A 17,972-nucleotide genomic window follows, 5' to 3' on the forward strand; every position below is an offset into this window, starting at 1 on the left:
ACCGACAAGGCGCCCGCCAGCTCGGCAAAAAGAAGCTCGAGCCCGACGGCGATCGTTCGCGTCCGGCCCGTGAAGGTGCAGCTCGCGGTCCCGCCTGCGGTCGCGAGGCGAGCGTCCTTGCGAGGCGCAGATGCCCTCGCGTCGCGGCGAGCCCTGCCGCGTCTTCGCCCACCCTACCCCATCCGCATTGCGCTTGGGTGGCGAAATCGTGAAGTGCCGTGGATCCGGCCTCAGCGGGCGCCAGCAGGCGAGCAGCCGCGCTCAGGCCAGTTTCGCCAACGCGACGGCCCCAGCCGCAGACACGTTGAGAGAGCCGAGGCTGCCCCCGCGGGCGATGGTCACCAGGAAGTCGCAGCGCTCCCGCGTCAGCCGTCGCATGCCCCGCTCCTCGCTGCCGAGGACGAGGATCATGTCCGAGGGCGGATCCTGGGCGAACTCGTGGACCGGCGTGCCCTCGTCGACGACCGTCCCGACGACCCACCAGGTCCCGCTCGCCTTGGCTTGCTCGAGGGCCCGGGCCACGTTCGTGACCTGCCCCAGGGGCAGGCGCTCCGTGGCCCCGGCCGACGAGCGGACCGCCACGGCGGACAGCGGCGCGGCCCGGTCCTGGCCCCAGACCACGGCGGTCGCCCCGAAGAACTCGGCGTTGCGGATCACCGCCCCGAGGTTGTGGGGATCCTGGACGCCGTCGAGCAGCACGATGATCCGATGGCCTCGACGGGTCCGCACGGCCTCGCCGCCCTCGGCCTCCGGGCCGCCCTCGAGCAAGGCCTCGAAGTCCCAGCGCCGCGGCGGCCGGGTGACCGCCAAGACACCGCGCGCCAAGCCCGGCCCGATGAGGTCGTCGAAGATCTCTCGCTCGACCCGCTCGATGGTCACGCGCTCGCCGAGGGCCTCGGCGGCCAGGGCCTCGAGGGACTCGAAGCGGCGGCCCTCCTCGAGCAGCAAGCGGCGAACGCGGGTGGGCGACGCGCGGAGCAGCTCGACGACCGCGCGCTCCCCGGGCACGGGGTGGTGCCTGGGATCCAAGCGCGCGACCCGACGCTCCCGCTCCCGGCTGCGGCCACCTCGCTTGGCGCCTTTCTCACGCTTGGGCCGGTCGCCGGCGCCGCCCGACTTGGCCGCGCCAGGCTTGGCTACGCCGGGCTTGGCCGGTCCAGGCTTCGCCGGTCCAGGCTTGGCGCCCTTGGCGGGTCCACGCTTGGCGCGCGAGCGATCAGGGCGCTTGGAGCGCGACAACGCGGCCTCCCTGTACGCGGACGAGCTCCGCTTCGGGCTCGAGGGTCCCCGAAGCCCCGGACCACGCGGCGGACAGCGCCCGCCAGACCAACAGCGCCTGATCGTCGGGGAGCTCACCTTGCTGGGCGAGGTACTGATCTTCGAAAGCGCGCGAGCTCGCGTCGGGCGCGGCCGCGGGCGCGAGGATCACGCCATCGAGGCTGTCGTGCTTGGTGCTGACGGCGTCCGGGCTCAGCCCCTCCCCCATCGACGCGACCAACACCTCCGGCCCCTCGCTGTCCACGCGACCCCCCGCGACGCGCATGCCGGCGCGCCGCATCTGGCGAACGATGAGCTCCGTGCGCGGCAGCGCGTCGGCGATGACCAGCGCCGAGCCCTTCTCGAGCTCCCCGCTGACGCCGCCCATGAGCTTGCCGAAGCTCTTCTCGCCCGGCGAGTAGCTCACGAAGCTCAGGGTCACCGAGGCTTGCATGGCCGACGACTCCAGGGCCTTGCGGACCCGCTTGCCGTAGCCATTATCGGGCACGAAGACCGCGGCGCGGGCGTGGGTCTTGGCGACCTCGCCGACGAGGGCGAGGGCGCGCTGCTCGAGGCTCGCGGCCACGCCCCGGGCGGAGGCCAGGCCCTCGCCGGGGATCAAAAAGCGCGCCTGCCCGCCGACCTGGACCGCCGCGCGCACGTTGCCGACGCCGACGGGGCCGATGATCACCTCGGCACCGTCCGCGATGATCGCGTCCGCGGCCGCCTTGGTCGTCGTCGTCGACGATCCGCTGTCGCGCCACAGCACGGACACCGGGCGCTCCTTACCGAGCACGGCGACGGCCGCCGACGCGGCGGCGAACTGTTGGTCGGCGAGGGCCGCGAGCTTGCCCGAGCGCGGGAGCAAGATGCCGATGCGCGTGGGCAACGGGCGGCAACGCGCGACCCAGGCCGGCGCCTGGTCGCCCGGGTCCACGCCCAAGGCGGCGCGCAGGCAGTCGGCGGCGTCTGGGCCCGGGGCGCGCTCGACCAGGGCCTCGATGCGCGCGCGCTCGAGCCCGCGCGCCAGCGCGCTGACCCGGGCCTCGGCGTATGCGGCGTCTGGCGAGTCGTCCGCGAGCAGCTCCCGCCAGCCGACGAAGGCCACGAGCGCGCCCTCACGGTCGCCCTTGCGGTCGAGGGCCACGGCTCGGGCACCCCGGGACAGCTCGCGCTCGAGGCCCTTCCATCCGTCGAGACGATCGAGGACCTCGACGGCCCGAAAGGGGTCACCGCTGCGCACGAGCGCGAGCCCGAGGGCGCGGTGGATGGCCACCTGCAGCGCCTCGGGGACCTCCTCGCCCGCCGACTCGAGGCCGTCGAGGAGCCCGAGGGCCTCGTCGGCCAGGGCGATCGCGTCGGCATCTTCGCCGCGCAGATACGCACCTTCGGCCTTGGCCTCGAGGGCCCCCGCGCGCAGCAGCGCCGGCGGCTCGTCGGCGAGCAAGGCGTCGGCGGCCTCGGTCACCGCGGGCGCGCTGCGGTCGTCTTCGCGGGCGGCGACGAGCGCCTTCCACTTGTCGCGCAGCCCGTCCGGGACCGCGTCCAGGGTGACCCCGGGGCTCGTCGAGCGCTCGATCTCCTCGGGCTCGTCGCCCGGGGGAGAGCTCGCCCGAGACGGCTTGCAGCTGATGATCAGCGGGGCCGCGAGCAGGGCCACGACCAACCCCCGGCGCACGCCCGCGAGCCGGCTGGAGCGCGATGCTCCGCGCCCCGCGCGTGCGCCCGGCTGCAGATCGCCGCCGAGGGGATGGGGAGGAATGGAGCGAGACCGAGCCACCGCGGGAGTCTACTGGCCCCCCGGCCACGACCCAAGCAACCGCCCAAAGCAGCCCGCGGGACCCCGGCACGACGTCACGCCGCGGGGGCCTGTCGCCCCCGCTGTGCAGTGGTATATCGCTCGGATGCGCCGGCAGTTCGACACCGACGACGGCAACCACTTCGGCGAGGCCAGCCGCTACACGGCGCACCTCGACCGTGGTTGGTCGCTGCTCGAGCGCGGAGACTATCAGCGCGCCCGCAACTCGGCCCACCAGGCCCTCCAGCTCCACGACGAGATGCCCGACGCGGCCATGCTGCTCGCGGCCATCAGCCTCGCGGAGGGGGACCCGGAGAGCAGCCTCGAGTGGTACGAGCGCGCCATCGATCAGGACGCAGACTACGTCGAGGCCCAGCTGGCCGCGGCGCAGCTGCTGCTCTACGACCTCGACGATCCCGCCCGCGCCATCGCCCGGGCCGAGACCGCCCGCGAGCTCGACGAGGCGACCACCGCCGACCGCCTCGACTTTGGCGTGCTCGAGCTCGAGGCCCTGCTCAGCCTCGGCCAGCCCAGCGTCGCCCTCGATCGCCTCGAGCTCCTGCACGAGGCCTCCGCCCTCGAAGAGCTGCTCCACCCCGAGACCGACCGCCGCCAGATCGAGCGCCTGCTCCAGGAGTTCGCCATCGACGCCGACCCCGAGCTCGACCCCGAGGAGCTCGAGGCGACCATGGCCCGGGTCGTCGCCCTGACCGTGCGCCTGGCCCGGGTGTGCATGGAGGTCGGCAAGCCCGAGCTGGCCATGCAGTGGTTCCAGCGCCTGCTCCGCCGCTTCGGCGACGACGCCGACATCTGGTACCTGTTCAACGAGGCCGCCTACATGCTCGGCGAGTCCGTCAAGGCCGCCCACGCGGCTCTCCAGGTCCTCCAGCTCGACACCCAGCGCCCCCTGCCCGAGGCCGACGACCCCAAGCAGGGCGTCAAGGTCGACCCCCAAGCGGTCGAGGCCATCACGCCCTCGGCCATGCACCGCGCGGTCATCGAGGCCCTCCAAGCCTGCCCCGACGCGCAGTTGTCCGCCCTGACCCGTGACCCCAGCTTCGTGGTCATCGTCGACGACGCGCCGAGCTTCGAGCTCGTGCTCGAGGGCGTCGACCCCCGGGTCCGCGCCCTCGCCCTCGCCACCCGAGCGGCCAGCGGCGACGCCAAGCTCACCGCCCTGGCCATCTACCGGCGCAACCTCGTGCGCTCGATCCACTCGGCCCTCGTCGACCTTCCGGATCCGGCCCTGATCCACAAAGAGCTCGCCCTCGCCGTGTTCGACGAGCTCGCCGTGTTCTACGGCTTCGACGACGAGCGCCGCGCTCGCATGGGCCTGCCCAAGACCGAGTGGCCCAGCAACCCTGGCGAGCACCGCAGCGCTCGGGGGCTGGCCGCCAACGCGGCGCCCGCCGCCGTCGAGGTCGAGGCCCCGCCGGCCAAGGCGACCAAGAAAAAGGCGACCAAGAAAAAGGCGACCAAGAAGAAGGCCGCCAAGAAGAAGGCCGCGACCAAGAAAAGGACCGCGGCCAAGAAGAAGGCCGCAGCCAAGAAGAAGACCGCGGCCAAGAAGAAGACCGCGGCCGAGAAGCAGACCGCGGCCAAGAAGAAGCCTGCGGCCAAGAAAAAGGCCGCGGCCAAGAAGAAGTCGACGGCCAAGAAGCCCGCCAAGAAGGCGACCAAGAAAAAGGCCGCCAAAAAGAAGACCGCGGCCAAGAAGTAGGCTGCTAGCAGTCGCCCACCCCGGCCGCGCCGGGACCCATGATCCACGAAAGCGTCGTCTACGGACTCAGCTGGCGTTGAACCCGTGGGCGGCTGTCTTTCTCGGTAGGGCATCGGAGAAGTCATCGCGGCTCCTCGCGCCGTGGATTTTCGTCGAGATCGCGGAGCCAAAACGCCGCTGTGGTGGATCCCACCGCAAGTTTTGGCGACAAAGAGCTCGGCGAAAAGACCAAGCGAGGTGTCGTGAGGACTTCTCCGATGTCCTGCTAGTTCGCGGCCTGCAGCCAGCGAACCTGACCAGGCAGCGGCGCCTCGAACCAGGCCTGGGACTCGTGGTCGTCGAAGCGCCACGGCACCGTCGGGTCCTCGCTCAGCTCGCGCACGCTGCAGCGGCCTTGGCTGGCGAATTTGGGCTGGACCCGCGGCTTGAAGATCAGCTTCGAGCCTGCGCTGGGCCGAACGATCTGCGTGGACTCCCCGAGCACCGCGTCCGCCGGAGGCGAGGCCCACGTCGAGTCTTCGGGATCGCAGTTGTAGAGGCCCGGCCCCCGGGAGTGCAGCACGTAGGTGCCGCCGTGCGCCGAGATCGAGACGCGATCGGTGTCGGCGACCGGGTGAAGGTCCGGCACGGCCTCCCAGTCCGCGTCGACGCCCGGCTTGACCCACGCGCGGGCGCTGTCGTCGTCGCGCCACACCATCAGCGGATCGCCCTTGGCGTCGAAGCTCAGGTCGTGGCCGTTGCAGGCGTGGCGCACCTTCCCCGGCGGCGGGGCGAGCTGCCAGTCTTCGCTCGCGCCCTCGACCAGGCGCAGCAGGTGGTAGCCGTCCTCGGGCTCGAACAAGACCCAGCGCCCGAGGTGGCTAAAGTCGCGCCTCGCCGCCCCCGCCTCGATGTAGGGGCCGAGCTCCGGCCAGGGCGTGGCCAGGAGCGCGGTCGGGTGCTCTTCGATCAGCGCCCAGCCGCCGCCCGGATCCGAGATGTAGACCAGGAAGCCGTCGCTGCTGCGGTAGGTCCCCTGCTCCTCGGCGCGCTCGGGCCAGGGGTAGTGGCTCGCGTCGGTGTTCGCCTGCGTCGTGACGTTGTGCCAGTAGTAGTCGCCGTCGCCGCCCCAGGCCGGCACCCAGTCCTCGGCGTCGACGCGCCCGAGCACGCCGCCGTGGAAGTGCTCGACGAGGCCCTGCTCGTCGACGACCATCGAGAACACGCTGTCGCCCTCGGCGTCCCACTCGTCGACGCGCGCGGACAGGCGCCCGTCGTCGGCGATGTAGAGGCCCCAGGGCTCGTACTGCGTGGTCTCGTAGGCCCACTGGACCGCGCCCGCGTGGTCGTAGAGGCGGAACATCGCGCGGTGGTTGGCCTGCCCGTCGACCTCGTCGAACACGGCGGTCGCCAGCCACTCGCCGTACTCGGCGAAGCGCACCGCGAGCTCGGCGTCGGCGGCCGCGTTGGGCAAGCTGGTGTCGAGGGCCAGCAAGCTGCCGTCGGCGCGCATCAGCGAGACCGCGCCGCCTTCGCCGAGGATCGCCGCGACGGGCAGGGAGGCGTCCCAGCCCGCGCTCGCGCAGGGGAGCTCGCCGGGCTCGAAGGGATCGAAGGGACCGACGCCCCCCTCCCCGCCCTCGCTCGACTCGCCGTCCATGTCGTCCTCGCCGGACGCCGTCGACTCGCCCTCGCTCGACTCCGTGGACGTGCCCTCGCTCGACTCGCCCTCGCCCAGCTCGTCGTCTGTGGACTCCGACTCCCCGGTCGTCCCCGCCTCCGTCTCGTCGCCCGCGCTCTCCCCGGCTTCGTCGCCCTCGGCGCCCGGCCCCGCAGGACCGCACGCCAGAGTCAGAGCCAGAGCCAGAGTCGGAGCCAGCGGCGCGATATTGACCAGAGTCCGGGCACGACGACGCACGGCCAGAGAATAGCGAGGAACGCGCAAGAGACCAGACTCGGACCCTCGGTGGACCTCTACACGCGGCTGCGCGTAGCCTGCTCCCGTGCCCCGTCCCGCCCTATCGTGTGTCGGTGTGATGCTCGCTGGCCCCGCCTGCCTGGGCGCCCCGGCCCCCCTCGAGCCCGACCTCGTCGCCGTCGACGGTGACCGCGACCACGCCGAGACGACCCCCGCCGAGGCAGAGCGAGACCGCGCGCCCACGGCCAACGCCGCCAAGTCAGCGTCCCCCGAACCCCAAGCGGCGTCCCCCGAGCCCGACGACGCGTCCCCTGCCCCGCCGACCACCGTGACCCCGCCCGAGGGCATGACCTTCATCCCCCCGGGCCGCGCCCGCGTCGGCCCCGGCACGGTCGATCGAAAGGCGCGCAGCTACGAGCGACCGACCACCGAGATCGAGCACCCGGGCTTTTTCATCGACACCCACGAGGTCACCGCCGAGGCCTACGCCGCCTGCGTCGAGGCGGGCGCGTGCCAGGCCTCGACGCAGCGCAACCGCTGGTGCACCGCCAACAACGAGCGCCGCCAGGACCACCCCATCAACTGCCTGCGCTTCACCGACGCCCAGGCCTACTGCGCCTGGGCGGGCAAGCGGCTGCCCACGGAGCTCGAGTGGGAGATCGCCGCGCGCGGCCGGGACGGGCGGCGCTTTCCCTGGGGCGACGGCAAGCCCGAGTACCCCGACGAGCCCCTCGACTGCGTGGGCAACAACACCAGCCCCGTGGGCTGCCACGTCTGGGACCGCTCGCCCTTCGGCATCCTCGACGCGGCCGACAACGAGATGGAGTGGGTCGCGGCCTGGCCCGACGCCACCCTGCGCGAGGGCATGGACCCCGCCGACGCCACGGAGGCCGGCGTTCGGGGCGGCTCGTGGGGCGTCAGCAGCACCTGGTGGGTCGACCTCGGCACACGCATGACGCTCCTGCGGGACGCCAACCGGGGCTTTCGCTGGTTCCGAGAGAGCGGCGGCGCGCCGACCAAGCGCCACGCCATGTACGGCCCGCCCGGCATGCGCTGCGCCATGCCGCTGGCGCCCGAGGGCGCCTAACTCCGGCGGCGGAAGGGCGAGAGCACGCCGAGCTCGCGGGTCTTCCGCTCTGGATCGGCCTCGCCCACGCTCATGTTCTCGTCCAGGCGCAGGCTCAAGATCTGCGCGAGCTTGAACAGCAGCTTGGCCGCCAGGCCCGTGTCCTCGCGCAGCACCTCGTTGAAGGCGTCGCGCCCGAGCACCAGCGCGTGCACTGGCCGGAGCGTGGTGACCGTGGCCGAGCGCGGGCGCTGGTTGAGCAGGCCCATCTCGCCAAAGTGCGCGCCGCGGCTGAGGGTGGTCAGGGTCTTCCCAGCCCGACCGACCCGGACGTCGCCCTCGACGAGCACGAACAGGCAGTCCGCGTTGTCGCCCTCGCGCAGGATGACCTCGCCCTGGCCGTAGTCCCGGGCCTGGAAGCGCCGGAAGATGCGGACCAGCTCGCTGTCGTTGAGGTCCATGAACAGCGCGATGTGGCGCAGGGTCTGGAGGTTGTTGACCACCTGGCGCCGGCGCTGGTCGTCGGCCGGGCGGACCTCCGCCGTCGGATCCGCGACCCCGCGCACGACCACGGCGCTGATGTTGTCCCCGCCGCCGCGCTCGTTGGCCAGCGCGACCAGGCGCGCCGGCAGGCCGTCGAGCTTGGGGTCGCCGAGCAGCGCCGTGAGCTCGTGGGCCTGCTCGACGTAGGCCGTCAGCCCGTCAGAGCACAGCAGCACGGTGTCGCCGGCGACGAGGTCGAACACCAGGGTGTCGACGGCGACGGAGCGCTGGATGCCCACGCCGCGGGTGACCATGTTGGCGTAGGGGCTCGCCGAGGCCTGCTCGTGGCTCATCATCCCGTGGCGCACGGCGTCGTTGAAGAAGGTGTGATCCTGACTCAGCTGCCAGATCTTGCCGCCCCGGGCCAGGTACATGCGGCTGTCGCCGACGTGACCCATGACGCCCTTGACCGCGCCGCTTTGCGCCCGCGCGACGATCAGCGCGATGCAGGTCGTGCCCATGCCGTGGCGCCCGTGGCCCGCCCGGGCGTAGTCGAAGACCACCGCCGAGGCCTCCTGGATGGCCGCGCGGAGCAGCCCCTCGAGGGCCTCGCAGGCCTCGGCGCTGCCGTCGAAGCCCTGCACGAGCGCGGCCTGGGTACTGACCGCGCGGTGGACCGCCTCGACCGCCTTGGCGGACGCGACCTCCCCCGCTGCGTGCCCGCCCATCCCGTCGCACACGAGGAACAGGCCGAGCTTGGCGTCGACGAAGATCGCGTCTTCGTTGTGTTGCCGCGCGCGGCCGACATCCGTCTCACCGAAGGCTTGAATCTGCATGGCGGAGCTCTCTGAGACCCGTACTCCGAGGGAGCTGGAGGGTCACGGTGGCACCCAAGGCTATCAAGAAAAGCCGAGCCCGCGCACGCGCGCTTGCGAGCCCGGCTCGGTGGCCAGGAGAACGCGTGCCAGTGTGGCACGCGCCCCCGACTCTCTCCCCTGGCCTACTCCGTGGGCCTAGGAGCCTGTGGTGAAACCCGACGCGGCCCAGAGTGCGTCATCGGGGCCCGAGGCCAAGGAGCGAAACCGCCGCTGTATCGGGATACTGCAAGGTTTTGCGACACCGGGATCGGGCCGCGAGGGCGTGCGCTGGGTCGTGACGGGTTTCACCACAGGCTCCTAGGCCAGCTCCGCGACGGGGCCACCGAACAGGCGCTCGAGCGCCACGAACAGCGAATCGTCGGCCTTGACCTTGAACTCGTCGCCGAACACGACCTGGGTCGCGTAGCGCCCGGGCACGGTCACGCTCATCTCCATGGAGCACTGGCCGCGGTGGTCGGCGACGAGGTGCTTGAGCGCGAGGATGCGGCGGTCGTCGAGCTGCTCGGCGCGCAGCCGCAGGCGCACCTTCTTGGTCCGCGCCTCGCGGACCTTGGCGATGGGCTCGACCTTGGCCAGCAGGATCTTGTAGCGGCTGACCTCGCCCATGTCGTTTTGCTCGACCTCGAGCTTGCCGGTCACGAACACCGGGTCCTCGCCGTGGGCCATGAGCCAGTCCCCCCAGCTCGGCGCGCTCTCTTCGTCGGGGTCGATGGGCGTCGCCCAGGTCCGCGGGAACACGATGACCTCGACGCGGCCGAACTGATCCTCGAGCTGGAAAAAGCCCATGGTCTTGCCGGCCTTGGTGGTCACCTGGCGCATCTCGGTGATCACCCCGCCGAGCACCACCTCCTGACCCGCGAGCTCCTTGCGCAGCTCGCCGATGCGCACGCTGGCGTGGCGATCGATGTCCTGCTGGTAGCGATCGAGGGGGTGCCCGGTGAGGTAAAAGCCGAGGGCGTCGCGCTCGTTGAGCAGGCGCTGCTTGGGCGCCCACTCCCGGACCTTGGGGTACTCCTCGACGTAGACCTGGTCGCTCGAGAAGGCGTCGAACAGCCCCCCCTGCCCGCTCTCGCGGTCGCGCTGGCTGCTCTGGCCCTGCTCCACGGCCGACTCGATGGCCGCGACCACGCCCGCGCGGTGCTGCCCCTCGCTGACCGAGTCGAAGGCGCCCGAGTGGACCAGGCCCTCGAGGGTGCGCTTGTTGACCCGCTTGAGGTCGACGCGGCGGCACAGCTCGAAGATGTTCTTGAACGGGCCCTCCTCCTCGCGCGCGGCGAGGATCGAGTCGACCGCGTTGCCGCCGACGTTGCGGACCGCGCCCATGCCGAAGCGGATCGCCAGCAGCTTGCCCTCGGGCCGCGAGTCCTCCCGGGCCTGGCGACGCCGGACCTTCTTGCTCTTGCGCGCGAGCTGCTTTTTCTTCTTCAGCTCCTCCTCGCTGAGCTCGGGCCGGTCGCGCACGACCACGTTGAAGTCCGAGGCCGACTCGTTGACGTCGGGCGGGAGCACGGTGATGTCCATGGACCGGGCCTCGGCGATGAACTTGACCACGTTCTCGCTCTTGTCCTTGTCGCAGGTCATGAGCCCGCACATGAAGGCCTCGGGGTAGTGGTGCTTGAGGTAGGCGGTCTGGTAGGTGATCAGGCCGTAGGCGGCCGAGTGCGACTTGTTGAAGCCGTAGCCGGCGAACTTGTCGATCAAGTCGAAGATCTCGTTGGCCTTCTTGGCGTCGATGTTGTTGACGGACTCGCAGCCCTCGACGAACAGCGCGCGCTGCCGCTCCATCTCCTTGACCTTCTTCTTGCCCATGGCGCGGCGCATCAAGTCCGCGCCGCCGAGGCTGAAGCCGGCCAGGATCTGGGCGGCGAGCATGACCTGCTCTTGGTAGACGAACACGCCGTAGGTCTCGCGCAGGACGTCGGCGAGGAGCTCGTGGGGGTACTCGATCTTGCGCCGCCCGTGCTTGCACTCGATGAACTGGTCGACCATGCCGCCCTCGAGCGGGCCCGGTCGGTACAGCGCCACGGCGGCGATGATGTCCTCGAACACGTCGGGCTTGAGCTTCTGGAGCAGCTTCTTGAAGCCCGTGGATTCGAGCTGGAACACGCCGGTGGTCTCGCCCCGCGAGATCATCGCGTAGACCTCGGCGTCGTCCATGGGGATGGTGTCGATGTCGAAGGGCTTGTCGGCCGTGCCCTGCTGGGTGGGGTCGAGGCGCCACGGCCCCTCGAGCCCGTTGATCTGGTCGACGGCGTGCTTGATGACCGTGAGGGTCTTGAGGCCCAGGAAGTCGAACTTGACCAGCCCGGCCTGCTCGACGTCGTTCATCGTGTACTGGGTGACGATCTTGTCGTCCGCCTTGAAGCAGGGCACGTGCTCGGTGAGCTCGCGGTTGCCGATCACGATGCCGGCGGCGTGCATGCCCGCGTGGCGGTTGAGGCCCTCGAGGGAGCAGCCGATGTCGACGATCTGCTTGACGCCCGGGTCGGCCTCGCAGCGCAGGCGCAGCTTGGTCGCGGCCTCGGCGATCTGCAGCTTGCCCTCGAGCTTGCCGGCCTTCTCCGGCTCCTTTTTCATCTTGGCGCGGATGGCCTTGGGGTCGGCCATGCACAGCGAGAGCGAGACCTTCGGCCCCTCGGGCACCATCTTGGCCAGCTCGTTGGCCTCGGCCGGCAATTTTTCCATCACCCGGCACACGTCGCGGAGCAAGCCGCGAGCCTTGAGGCTGTGGAAGGTCGCGATCTGACCGACGCGCTTTTTGCCGTAGTGATCGGTGACGTACTGGATGACCTCCTCGCGCCGATCCATGCAAAAGTCGATGTCGAAGTCGGGCATCGACACGCGCTCGGGGTTCAAAAAGCGCTCGAACAGCAGGTCGTACTGCATGGGATCGATGTCGGTGATCCGCATGGAGTAGGCGACCAGCGAGCCCGCGCCCGAGCCCCGGCCCGGCCCCACGGGCACGCCCATCTTCTTGGCCTCCTTGATGAAGTCCCAGACGATCAGGAAGTAGCCCGGGAACTTCATGTTGATGATGATCCCGAGCTCCCGCTCGAGGCGCTCGAAGTAGACGTCCGTGTCCGGCGCCTTGCCCAGGGCCCGCAGCTCACGGATGCGCTGGTCGAGGCCCTCGCGGGCGACCTTGCGCAGGTACTCGACCTCGTCGGTGCCCTCGGGCAGCTTGAAGTCCGGCAGCTCGGGCTTGCCCAGGCTCAGCTCGACGTTGCACATCCGGGCGATGCGCGCGGCGTTGTGCATGGCCTCGGGGTAGCGCTCGAAGTAGCCCCACATCTGCTGCGGGGTCTTGATGAAGAACTCCTCGCAGTCGTGCTTGAGCCGCTTCTCGTCGTTGATGGTCCGGCCCATGCCCATGCACATCAGCACCTCGTGGGCGTAGGCCTCGGACTGGTTGACGTAGTGGCAGTCGTTGGTCGCGACGATCGGCACGTCGAGGTCGCGGCCGAGCTGGGCCAGGTCGGCGTTGACCTTCTCCTGGAGCTCCATGCCGTTGGGCTGGAGCTCCAAAAAGTAGGACCCGGGCTCGAAGATGTCGGCGTACTCGCGGATGCGCTCGCGGGCGCCGTCCATGTCGCCGCCGGTGATCATCCGCGAGATGTGGCCGCCGAGGCAGGCCGACAGGCCGACCAGGCCCTCGCTGTGCTCGCGCAGGGTCTTCCGGTCGATGCGCGGGTTGTAATAAAAGCCCTCGAGGTGGCCGTAGCTGACCAGGCGCTGCAGGTTCTGGTAGCCGACCTCGTTCTTGGCCAGGAGCACGATGTGGTAGTTCTTGCGGTCGGTCTTGGCGGGCGCGTCGCCGTCGGCGATGTAGGCCTCGCAGCCGAAGATCGGCTTGACCCCGTGGGCCTTGGCCTGCTGATAGAACTGCACGGCCCCGAACATGTTGCCGTGGTCGGTCATGGCCACGGACTTCATCCCGCGCTCTTTGACCTTCCCGCACAGGTCGTTCATGCGGATGGCTCCGTCGAGGAGCGAGTACTGCGTGTGCAGGTGCAGGTGGGCGAAGTCGTCGACGCCCGCCGCGTCCCCGGTCATGTCGGTCGACATGGCCCGAACATACCCGACCCAACCCCGAGAAGGGCCGCCCGGTCGGCACGGTCGCTGGCCGATCTTCGACGCGCTTCGCGGCCGCTCGCGCGGGCACCGGCGCCGCTGCGCACGGCCCTGGGCCAGCCTGGCCCGAGCGCGCGCGAACGGGGAGGCCGCGTGCCCGCGCGCCTCCCCGCCTGCGCCGTCCCGGTCATGGGGGTCCGGCGAGATCTCTCGGCCTCACCTGCGACCGTGACAGGGTGAGGGTTGACTAGCGTTTCCGGAACAACTTGCGCAGCGAAGGCAGCTCGGGGAGCTCCGGCAGCTCCGGCAGCTCGAGCCCCTCGACGCCCGCGATGCTCGTCAGCCCGTGCTCGCGCATGAGCCGGGGGATGTCGGAGTAGACGAAGGTCACCCCGAAGTCGCGCTCGGCGTCGAGGCTGGCGCGGATCGAGCCCGAGCGCGTGGTGTCGACGAACTCCTCGAAGCCGCGCTGGCCCGAGAGCTCGATGTAGCGGCAGGGGACGTCCTCGCTGGGGTTCCAAAACCCGTGGCTGACCCGGCGAGGCTTGATGACGAAGTCGCCCGCGCTGGCCGAGAAGCGCTCGCCCCCCTCCCCGCCGACCTCGAACTCGAGGCTGCCCTCGATGATGAACACGGCCTGATCCTCGTGGGCGTGCATGTGCGGGGACAGCAGCTGCTTGGGGGCGATGTGGCCCTCCATGATCGAGAAGTCACCGCCGAGCTCGGACGCGCGGACCTTGACCATCATGCTGTGGATCTGCTCGCCTTGGCCTTTGGGGACGTGGAGGGATTCTTTCGTGTACGCCATCTTCGGGTCTCCGTGCGCCGCGTTCGGGCGCATGGATGGGATAGCGCTCGGGGGTCGATTGGGGATGATCGCGGGTCGAGCAGCGGTGGGATCAATTTTGGCCAGCCAGGTGGAGGCAGTGCGCGGGACTGCGCTTTGGTCTTGCTGCGAACCTGCGGGACTACGGTTCGCCTGGGGCTCCGACGGTGCTCCGCGGCCCATTCGGCGGGAGCCCTCCCCACTCCTGCGCTCGAGCCGAGTCGCATGCGCTCGCTCTTCCAAGGCTGTCGGCGGCTCGATGCTCGTCGCAGGTCCCCTCCCACCGAGCGGCCTGCTCTCGGTTCGCCAGCTGGATGCTGGGGGTTTCGGGCAGGAACCGGGAGGGTCACTCCGGTGATTCGGTTTCGAGCGCTTCGAGGACCTGCACGTCCAAGGAGTCCTTCGCCCGTCCGGTCGAACGCTTGTTCTGCAACAGCGCAGCTCGGCCGATGACGCGAACGGGGATCCCACCGACGTCGCGCACGGTGCTACCAGGCCAAGCCGCGTCGAAGCTCACGCCGCGGATACTCGTGAGCAGGTCGACGGCGAAGGGGCTGCGGCCAAAGCGGAAGCCAGTCGGGGGATCGCCATCGGCGACGCTCAGAATGTCGAGATTCAGTCCTGGCGGCAGCCCAAAAGCGTCGAGGGCTGCAAGAACTCGAGCGGCGTTCTCAGCTGTCGGCCGAACCCACACATCGAGGTCTTGGGTCGTCCGGAGATAACCATGGACCATCACGGCGTAGCCGCCAACGAGCATGTACTCGACGCCTGCCTGCTCGAGACACACGAACAGGTCAACGAAGTCTGGCGGCAACGACGGCGTGTTCACCCAATTCGCTCGATCGGCCAGCGGCGGCGCTCTTCCATGGGCGTTGGGCCCTCGGGGTAGTCGACGCCCGCCAGCGCAAAGGCGACCCGACGCAGCCGCTCGAGTTCACGAAAGCGCTCCGCAATGTCCTCGGGGGGCTTGGGTGGAGCATCGGAGAGAGGCTCGACGGTCCAAGTCAATCGGCGCTCTCGAGCCCGCGCGGCGCGGGCCTCCCGTTCGAGATCGTTGGACACGGGGCCAGGGTAGCACCTGGGACGTGGAACGCCGTGGGAGAAGTCCGCCCGCTGACAGAACACGGAGCACCGTCGCCGCCCGGCTCGAGCGCAGGAGTGGGGAGGGCTCCCGCCGAATAGGCCGCGGAGCACCGTCGGAGCCGAGCAAGCACCGCAGTCCCGCGCGCACCGCCCTCCCCACGCCCCGCGCACAGTTCCCCGCCGACAACACCCCGCTGCTATCGCGTGAAAGAGCCGTCCCATGGACCGCCCGAGAGCGAGCTGCCAAAATGGCTTCGTCGCCCATGCCCGCGAACGGACACACGCCGCCGAACCGCCCCGGCTACCAGGACACGGTCCCCGCCGACGAGCTCGCGCTCTCGCAGGTCACCGCCGTCCCCGGGACCCTGGACACCGCTGGCGCCGAGCGGGGTGAGGGCCTGTGCGAGGACGACCCGGAGACCATCGGGCGCTACAAGGTGCTCAGCGCCGTCGGCGAGGGCGGGATGGGCAAGGTCTTCCTCGGCCTCGACGCCCGGCTCAACCGCAAGCTGGCCATCAAGGTCGTGCGGGCCGGGCACGCGTCGTCGAAGGCCCGGACCCGGATGCTGCGCGAGGCCCAGGCGCTGGCCAAGGTCTCGCACCCCAACGTGGTCCAGATCTACGAGTGCGGCCGGGTCGGCAAGGACCTGTTCATCGCCATGGAGTTCGTCGACGGGCCGACGCTGCGGGCCTGGCTCGACGAGGAGCCGCGCTCGGTGGCCGCCATCTGCGAGCGCTTTGGGGCGGCCGGTCGGGGGCTGGCCGCGGCGCACGAAAAGGGCCTGGTCCACCGAGACTTCAAGCCCGACAACGTGATGATCGGCTCGGACGGGCGCGTGCGGGTGATGGACTTTGGGCTGGTCCGCAGCGAGGACGGCGGCGAGGTCGGGCCGCGCTTCGCCGACTCGGGGGTGATCGACCTGCGCCTGAACGCCGGCGGAGGGCTGGCCGCGGCCAGCAAAAAGCCCGGCACGGGCCCCTACCTGACCCTGCGCGGCGCCAACTTGACGGCCACGGGGGCGCAGCTGGGCACGCCGGCCTACATGGCGCCGGAGCAGCACCGCGGCCTCGAGGTCGACGCGCGCACGGACCAGTTCAGCTTCTGCGTGGCGCTGTGGGAGGCGCTGTTTGGCGAGCGGCCCTTCGAGGGCGACGACCTCCTCGAGCTCAACATGAACGTGCTCTCGGGGACGCTGCGCGACCCCATCGATCCCACCCTCGCGCCGGCGGCCCTGCGCAAGGTGCTCGAGCGCGGGCTCGAGGTCGACGCGGGCTCGCGCTGGCCGTCGATGACCCACCTGCTCGAGGCCGTCGAGGACAGCCTGCGCCCGCGCAGCCGCTGGCGTCGGCGGACCCTCATCCCCCTGGCGAGCGCCGCGGCCCTCGGCCTCGTCGCCTTCCTGGCCTGGCCGCGGACGCCGGCGTGGAAGGCCGCGGGGCTCCCCAGCGAGGCCGCGGGCGTGGCCCTCGACGGCTTCGTGCGCGACTTCGACGAGGGCGACTTCGCCAGCGCGGCCAAGGGCCTCGCTCAGCTCGAGCGCGACGCCCCCAACTCGGCGGCGCTGATCTTCTGGCGCGCCAACTTGCACCGCGCCCTCGACGACGGGGCCGGGCGCGACCGCCGGTGCCGGGAGCAGGGCGCCCCCCTCGAGCCCCTCGAAGCGAACGAGGACGGCGCGGCGCTCGGCTGGAAGGGCAGCCCCGAGTGGATCCGCCTGGCCGCGGCCGCGTGCGCCGAGCGCTACGCCTGGTCGGCCGAGGCCCGGGAGCTCCTCGACCCCGAGCTCGCCGCGGGCTCCAAGCTGCCCGGCGCCCTGCTGCCGCTGCTGGTCCGCGAGGAGCTCATCCCCCGCCTCGACGCGGGCGGTGACCCCGACGCCTTCGAGCAGGCCGAGTTCGCCCTCGAGCGCCTCGCCGCGGAGCCCGACCCCGACCCCGACGCCCCGCCGGGGACATTGCACGTCCCGGTTCACCGCGCCCTCGCCAACTTCGAGCTCCACGTCGCCCTGGGCCGCTTCGACGAGGCCCGGCCCCTGCTCGAGTCCCTGGTCTCGACCTACCCCGACGTGCCCCTGGTCCAGGCCCGCGCGGCCCACTACTTCGCCCTCAGCGGCGACCTCGAGCGCGCCACGGAGCTCGCCGAGCAGGTCTCCCGCTACGACCCCGGGCCGAAGCTTCGCCTGCTCCTCGACGCCGGCCAGCTCGAGGCGGGCGAGGCCTTCATCCAGGACTACACGGGCAGCCCCTTCGTCGATCCGGTCCACGCCGCCCAGCTACGGACCATGTGGTGCGGCTACGCCTACCGCTTCCAGATCGAGCCGCGGCCCGAGGCCTGCGCCGCGCTCGAGCCCGGCTTCGTGCGCGCGATGTGGAACAAGGCCCGGCCCGAGGCCGACGATCGCCACGCCCTGCGCCGCTCGGAGCGGGAGCTCCTCGATCGCCAGCGCATGCTCGACGCGGGCACGCCCAAGCGCCCCGCGAAGGACATCAGCCCCGTGGCCCTGAGCGTGAGCGCGCCCTCCTTCGAGACCTACGAGCGCCAGATCGACATCACCGCCGCCCTCAACCTCGGCGACACGGCGCTCGCCGACACCCTCGCCCGAGAGCTGCTCGAGCACGCGCCGGGCGACCCCTGGACCCAGCTCGTCGCCGCCCATACGAGCGACGAGCGGGGCGCCCAGGTCAAGCGCCGCATCGTGCTCCGGCGCTGGCGAGAGGCGGACCCGGGGCTGCCCCTGCTCGACGATCTCCGCGAGCTCGCGGGGGTCGAGACCAAGGACGACGCGCCCGAGGGCGACGCGCCCGACGAGGGCGCGCCCATCAACGAGGGTGACGAGTGAGCGGCGCCTCGCGCGTCGACCTCCCAGACTGTCCAGTCCTCGCTTCACGCCAT

11 protein-coding genes are annotated in these 17,972 nt (G+C 71.0%); 3 read left to right on the forward strand and 8 right to left on the reverse strand.

Annotation, left to right across the window (positions count from 1 at the left end; translation table 11 throughout):
- Window positions 1-261 precede the first annotated feature (261 nt).
- On the reverse strand, window positions 262-1,239 hold the full coding sequence (gene rlmB / locus PPSIR1_RS15995) for a 23S rRNA (guanosine(2251)-2'-O)-methyltransferase RlmB (RefSeq protein ID WP_006972128.1): 978 nt from the start codon (window positions 1,237-1,239) through the stop codon (window positions 262-264).
- Entirely contained in the window at window positions 1,217-2,935 is a 1,719-nt protein-coding gene (locus PPSIR1_RS16000) for an ABC transporter substrate-binding protein (protein ID WP_198154523.1), read from the reverse strand. Before PPSIR1_RS16000 ends, rlmB begins: the two co-directional genes overlap by 23 nt.
- A 226-nt stretch (window positions 2,936-3,161) precedes the next feature.
- On the opposite strand from PPSIR1_RS16000, the gene PPSIR1_RS46120 reads away from it, so the two are divergent.
- On the forward strand, window positions 3,162-4,775 hold the full coding sequence (locus tag PPSIR1_RS46120; protein ID WP_006972130.1) for a tetratricopeptide repeat protein: 1,614 nt from the start codon (window positions 3,162-3,164) through the stop codon (window positions 4,773-4,775).
- A gap of 265 nt (window positions 4,776-5,040) precedes the next feature.
- Here PPSIR1_RS46120 and PPSIR1_RS16010 read toward each other — a convergent pair whose 3' ends face one another.
- Window positions 5,041-6,672 (reverse strand): hypothetical protein, encoded by a 1,632-nt coding sequence (locus tag PPSIR1_RS16010; RefSeq protein ID WP_006972131.1) that lies wholly within the window; start codon window positions 6,670-6,672, stop codon window positions 5,041-5,043.
- A 118-nt stretch (window positions 6,673-6,790) separates the two neighbouring features.
- Between PPSIR1_RS16010 and PPSIR1_RS42890 the strand changes: the two genes are divergently transcribed.
- The gene (locus PPSIR1_RS42890) at window positions 6,791-7,759 is read left to right on the forward strand and encodes a formylglycine-generating enzyme family protein (RefSeq protein ID WP_006972132.1); all 969 of its coding nucleotides are present in this window, start codon (window positions 6,791-6,793) and stop codon (window positions 7,757-7,759) included.
- Here PPSIR1_RS42890 and PPSIR1_RS16020 read toward each other — a convergent pair.
- The 5 genes from PPSIR1_RS16020 to PPSIR1_RS47885 all read right to left on the reverse strand — a co-directional run bounded on the left by PPSIR1_RS16020 (window position 7,756) and on the right by PPSIR1_RS47885 (window position 15,058).
- On the reverse strand, window positions 7,756-9,057 hold the full coding sequence (locus tag PPSIR1_RS16020; protein WP_006972133.1) for a cyclic nucleotide-binding domain-containing protein: 1,302 nt from the start codon (window positions 9,055-9,057) through the stop codon (window positions 7,756-7,758). The two genes, PPSIR1_RS42890 and PPSIR1_RS16020, sit on opposite strands and share 4 nt — an antisense overlap.
- A 339-nt stretch (window positions 9,058-9,396) precedes the next feature.
- Window positions 9,397-13,164, reverse strand: coding sequence for a DNA polymerase III subunit alpha (dnaE, locus tag PPSIR1_RS16025; RefSeq protein WP_006972134.1), 3,768 nt, complete (start codon window positions 13,162-13,164; stop codon window positions 9,397-9,399).
- Between the two features lie 253 nt (window positions 13,165-13,417).
- On the reverse strand, window positions 13,418-13,978 hold the full coding sequence (locus PPSIR1_RS16030) for a cupin domain-containing protein (protein WP_045116124.1): 561 nt from the start codon (window positions 13,976-13,978) through the stop codon (window positions 13,418-13,420).
- Between the two features lie 364 nt (window positions 13,979-14,342).
- Window positions 14,343-14,825 carry a hypothetical protein gene (locus PPSIR1_RS16035; protein ID WP_006972136.1) on the reverse strand — a complete coding sequence of 161 codons (483 nt, stop codon included), beginning with the start codon at window positions 14,823-14,825 and terminating at the stop codon, window positions 14,343-14,345.
- Window positions 14,822-15,058 (reverse strand): hypothetical protein, encoded by a 237-nt coding sequence (locus PPSIR1_RS47885; RefSeq protein WP_157595614.1) that lies wholly within the window; start codon window positions 15,056-15,058, stop codon window positions 14,822-14,824. Before PPSIR1_RS47885 ends, PPSIR1_RS16035 begins: the two co-directional genes overlap by 4 nt.
- Before the next feature lie 284 nt (window positions 15,059-15,342).
- On the opposite strand from PPSIR1_RS47885, the gene PPSIR1_RS16040 reads away from it, so the two are divergent.
- Complete coding sequence (locus PPSIR1_RS16040) at window positions 15,343-17,919, forward strand: protein kinase domain-containing protein (RefSeq protein WP_006972137.1); 2,577 nt, start codon at window positions 15,343-15,345, stop codon at window positions 17,917-17,919.
- Window positions 17,920-17,972: the final 53 nt, after the last annotated feature.

Source organism: Plesiocystis pacifica SIR-1 (assembly GCF_000170895.1).
In the GTDB taxonomy this organism is placed as follows: Bacteria; Myxococcota_A; Polyangia; order Nannocystales; family Nannocystaceae; genus Plesiocystis; species Plesiocystis pacifica.

Bases quoted from the DNA above. Each gene is read 5' to 3' on its own strand.
- PPSIR1_RS46120 (WP_006972130.1), top strand. From the start codon at position 3,162: ATGCGCCGGCAGTTCGACACCGACGACGGCAACCACTTCGGCGAGGCC.
- PPSIR1_RS42890 (WP_006972132.1), top strand. From the start codon at position 6,791: ATGCTCGCTGGCCCCGCCTGCCTGGGCGCCCCGGCCCCCCTCGAGCCC.
- PPSIR1_RS16020 (WP_006972133.1), bottom strand. From the start codon at position 9,057: ATGCAGATTCAAGCCTTCGGTGAGACGGATGTCGGCCGCGCGCGGCAA.
- dnaE (WP_006972134.1), bottom strand. From the start codon at position 13,164: ATGTCGACCGACATGACCGGGGACGCGGCGGGCGTCGACGACTTCGCC.
- PPSIR1_RS16030 (WP_045116124.1), bottom strand. From the start codon at position 13,978: ATGGCGTACACGAAAGAATCCCTCCACGTCCCCAAAGGCCAAGGCGAG.
- PPSIR1_RS16040 (WP_006972137.1), top strand. From the start codon at position 15,343: ATGCCCGCGAACGGACACACGCCGCCGAACCGCCCCGGCTACCAGGAC.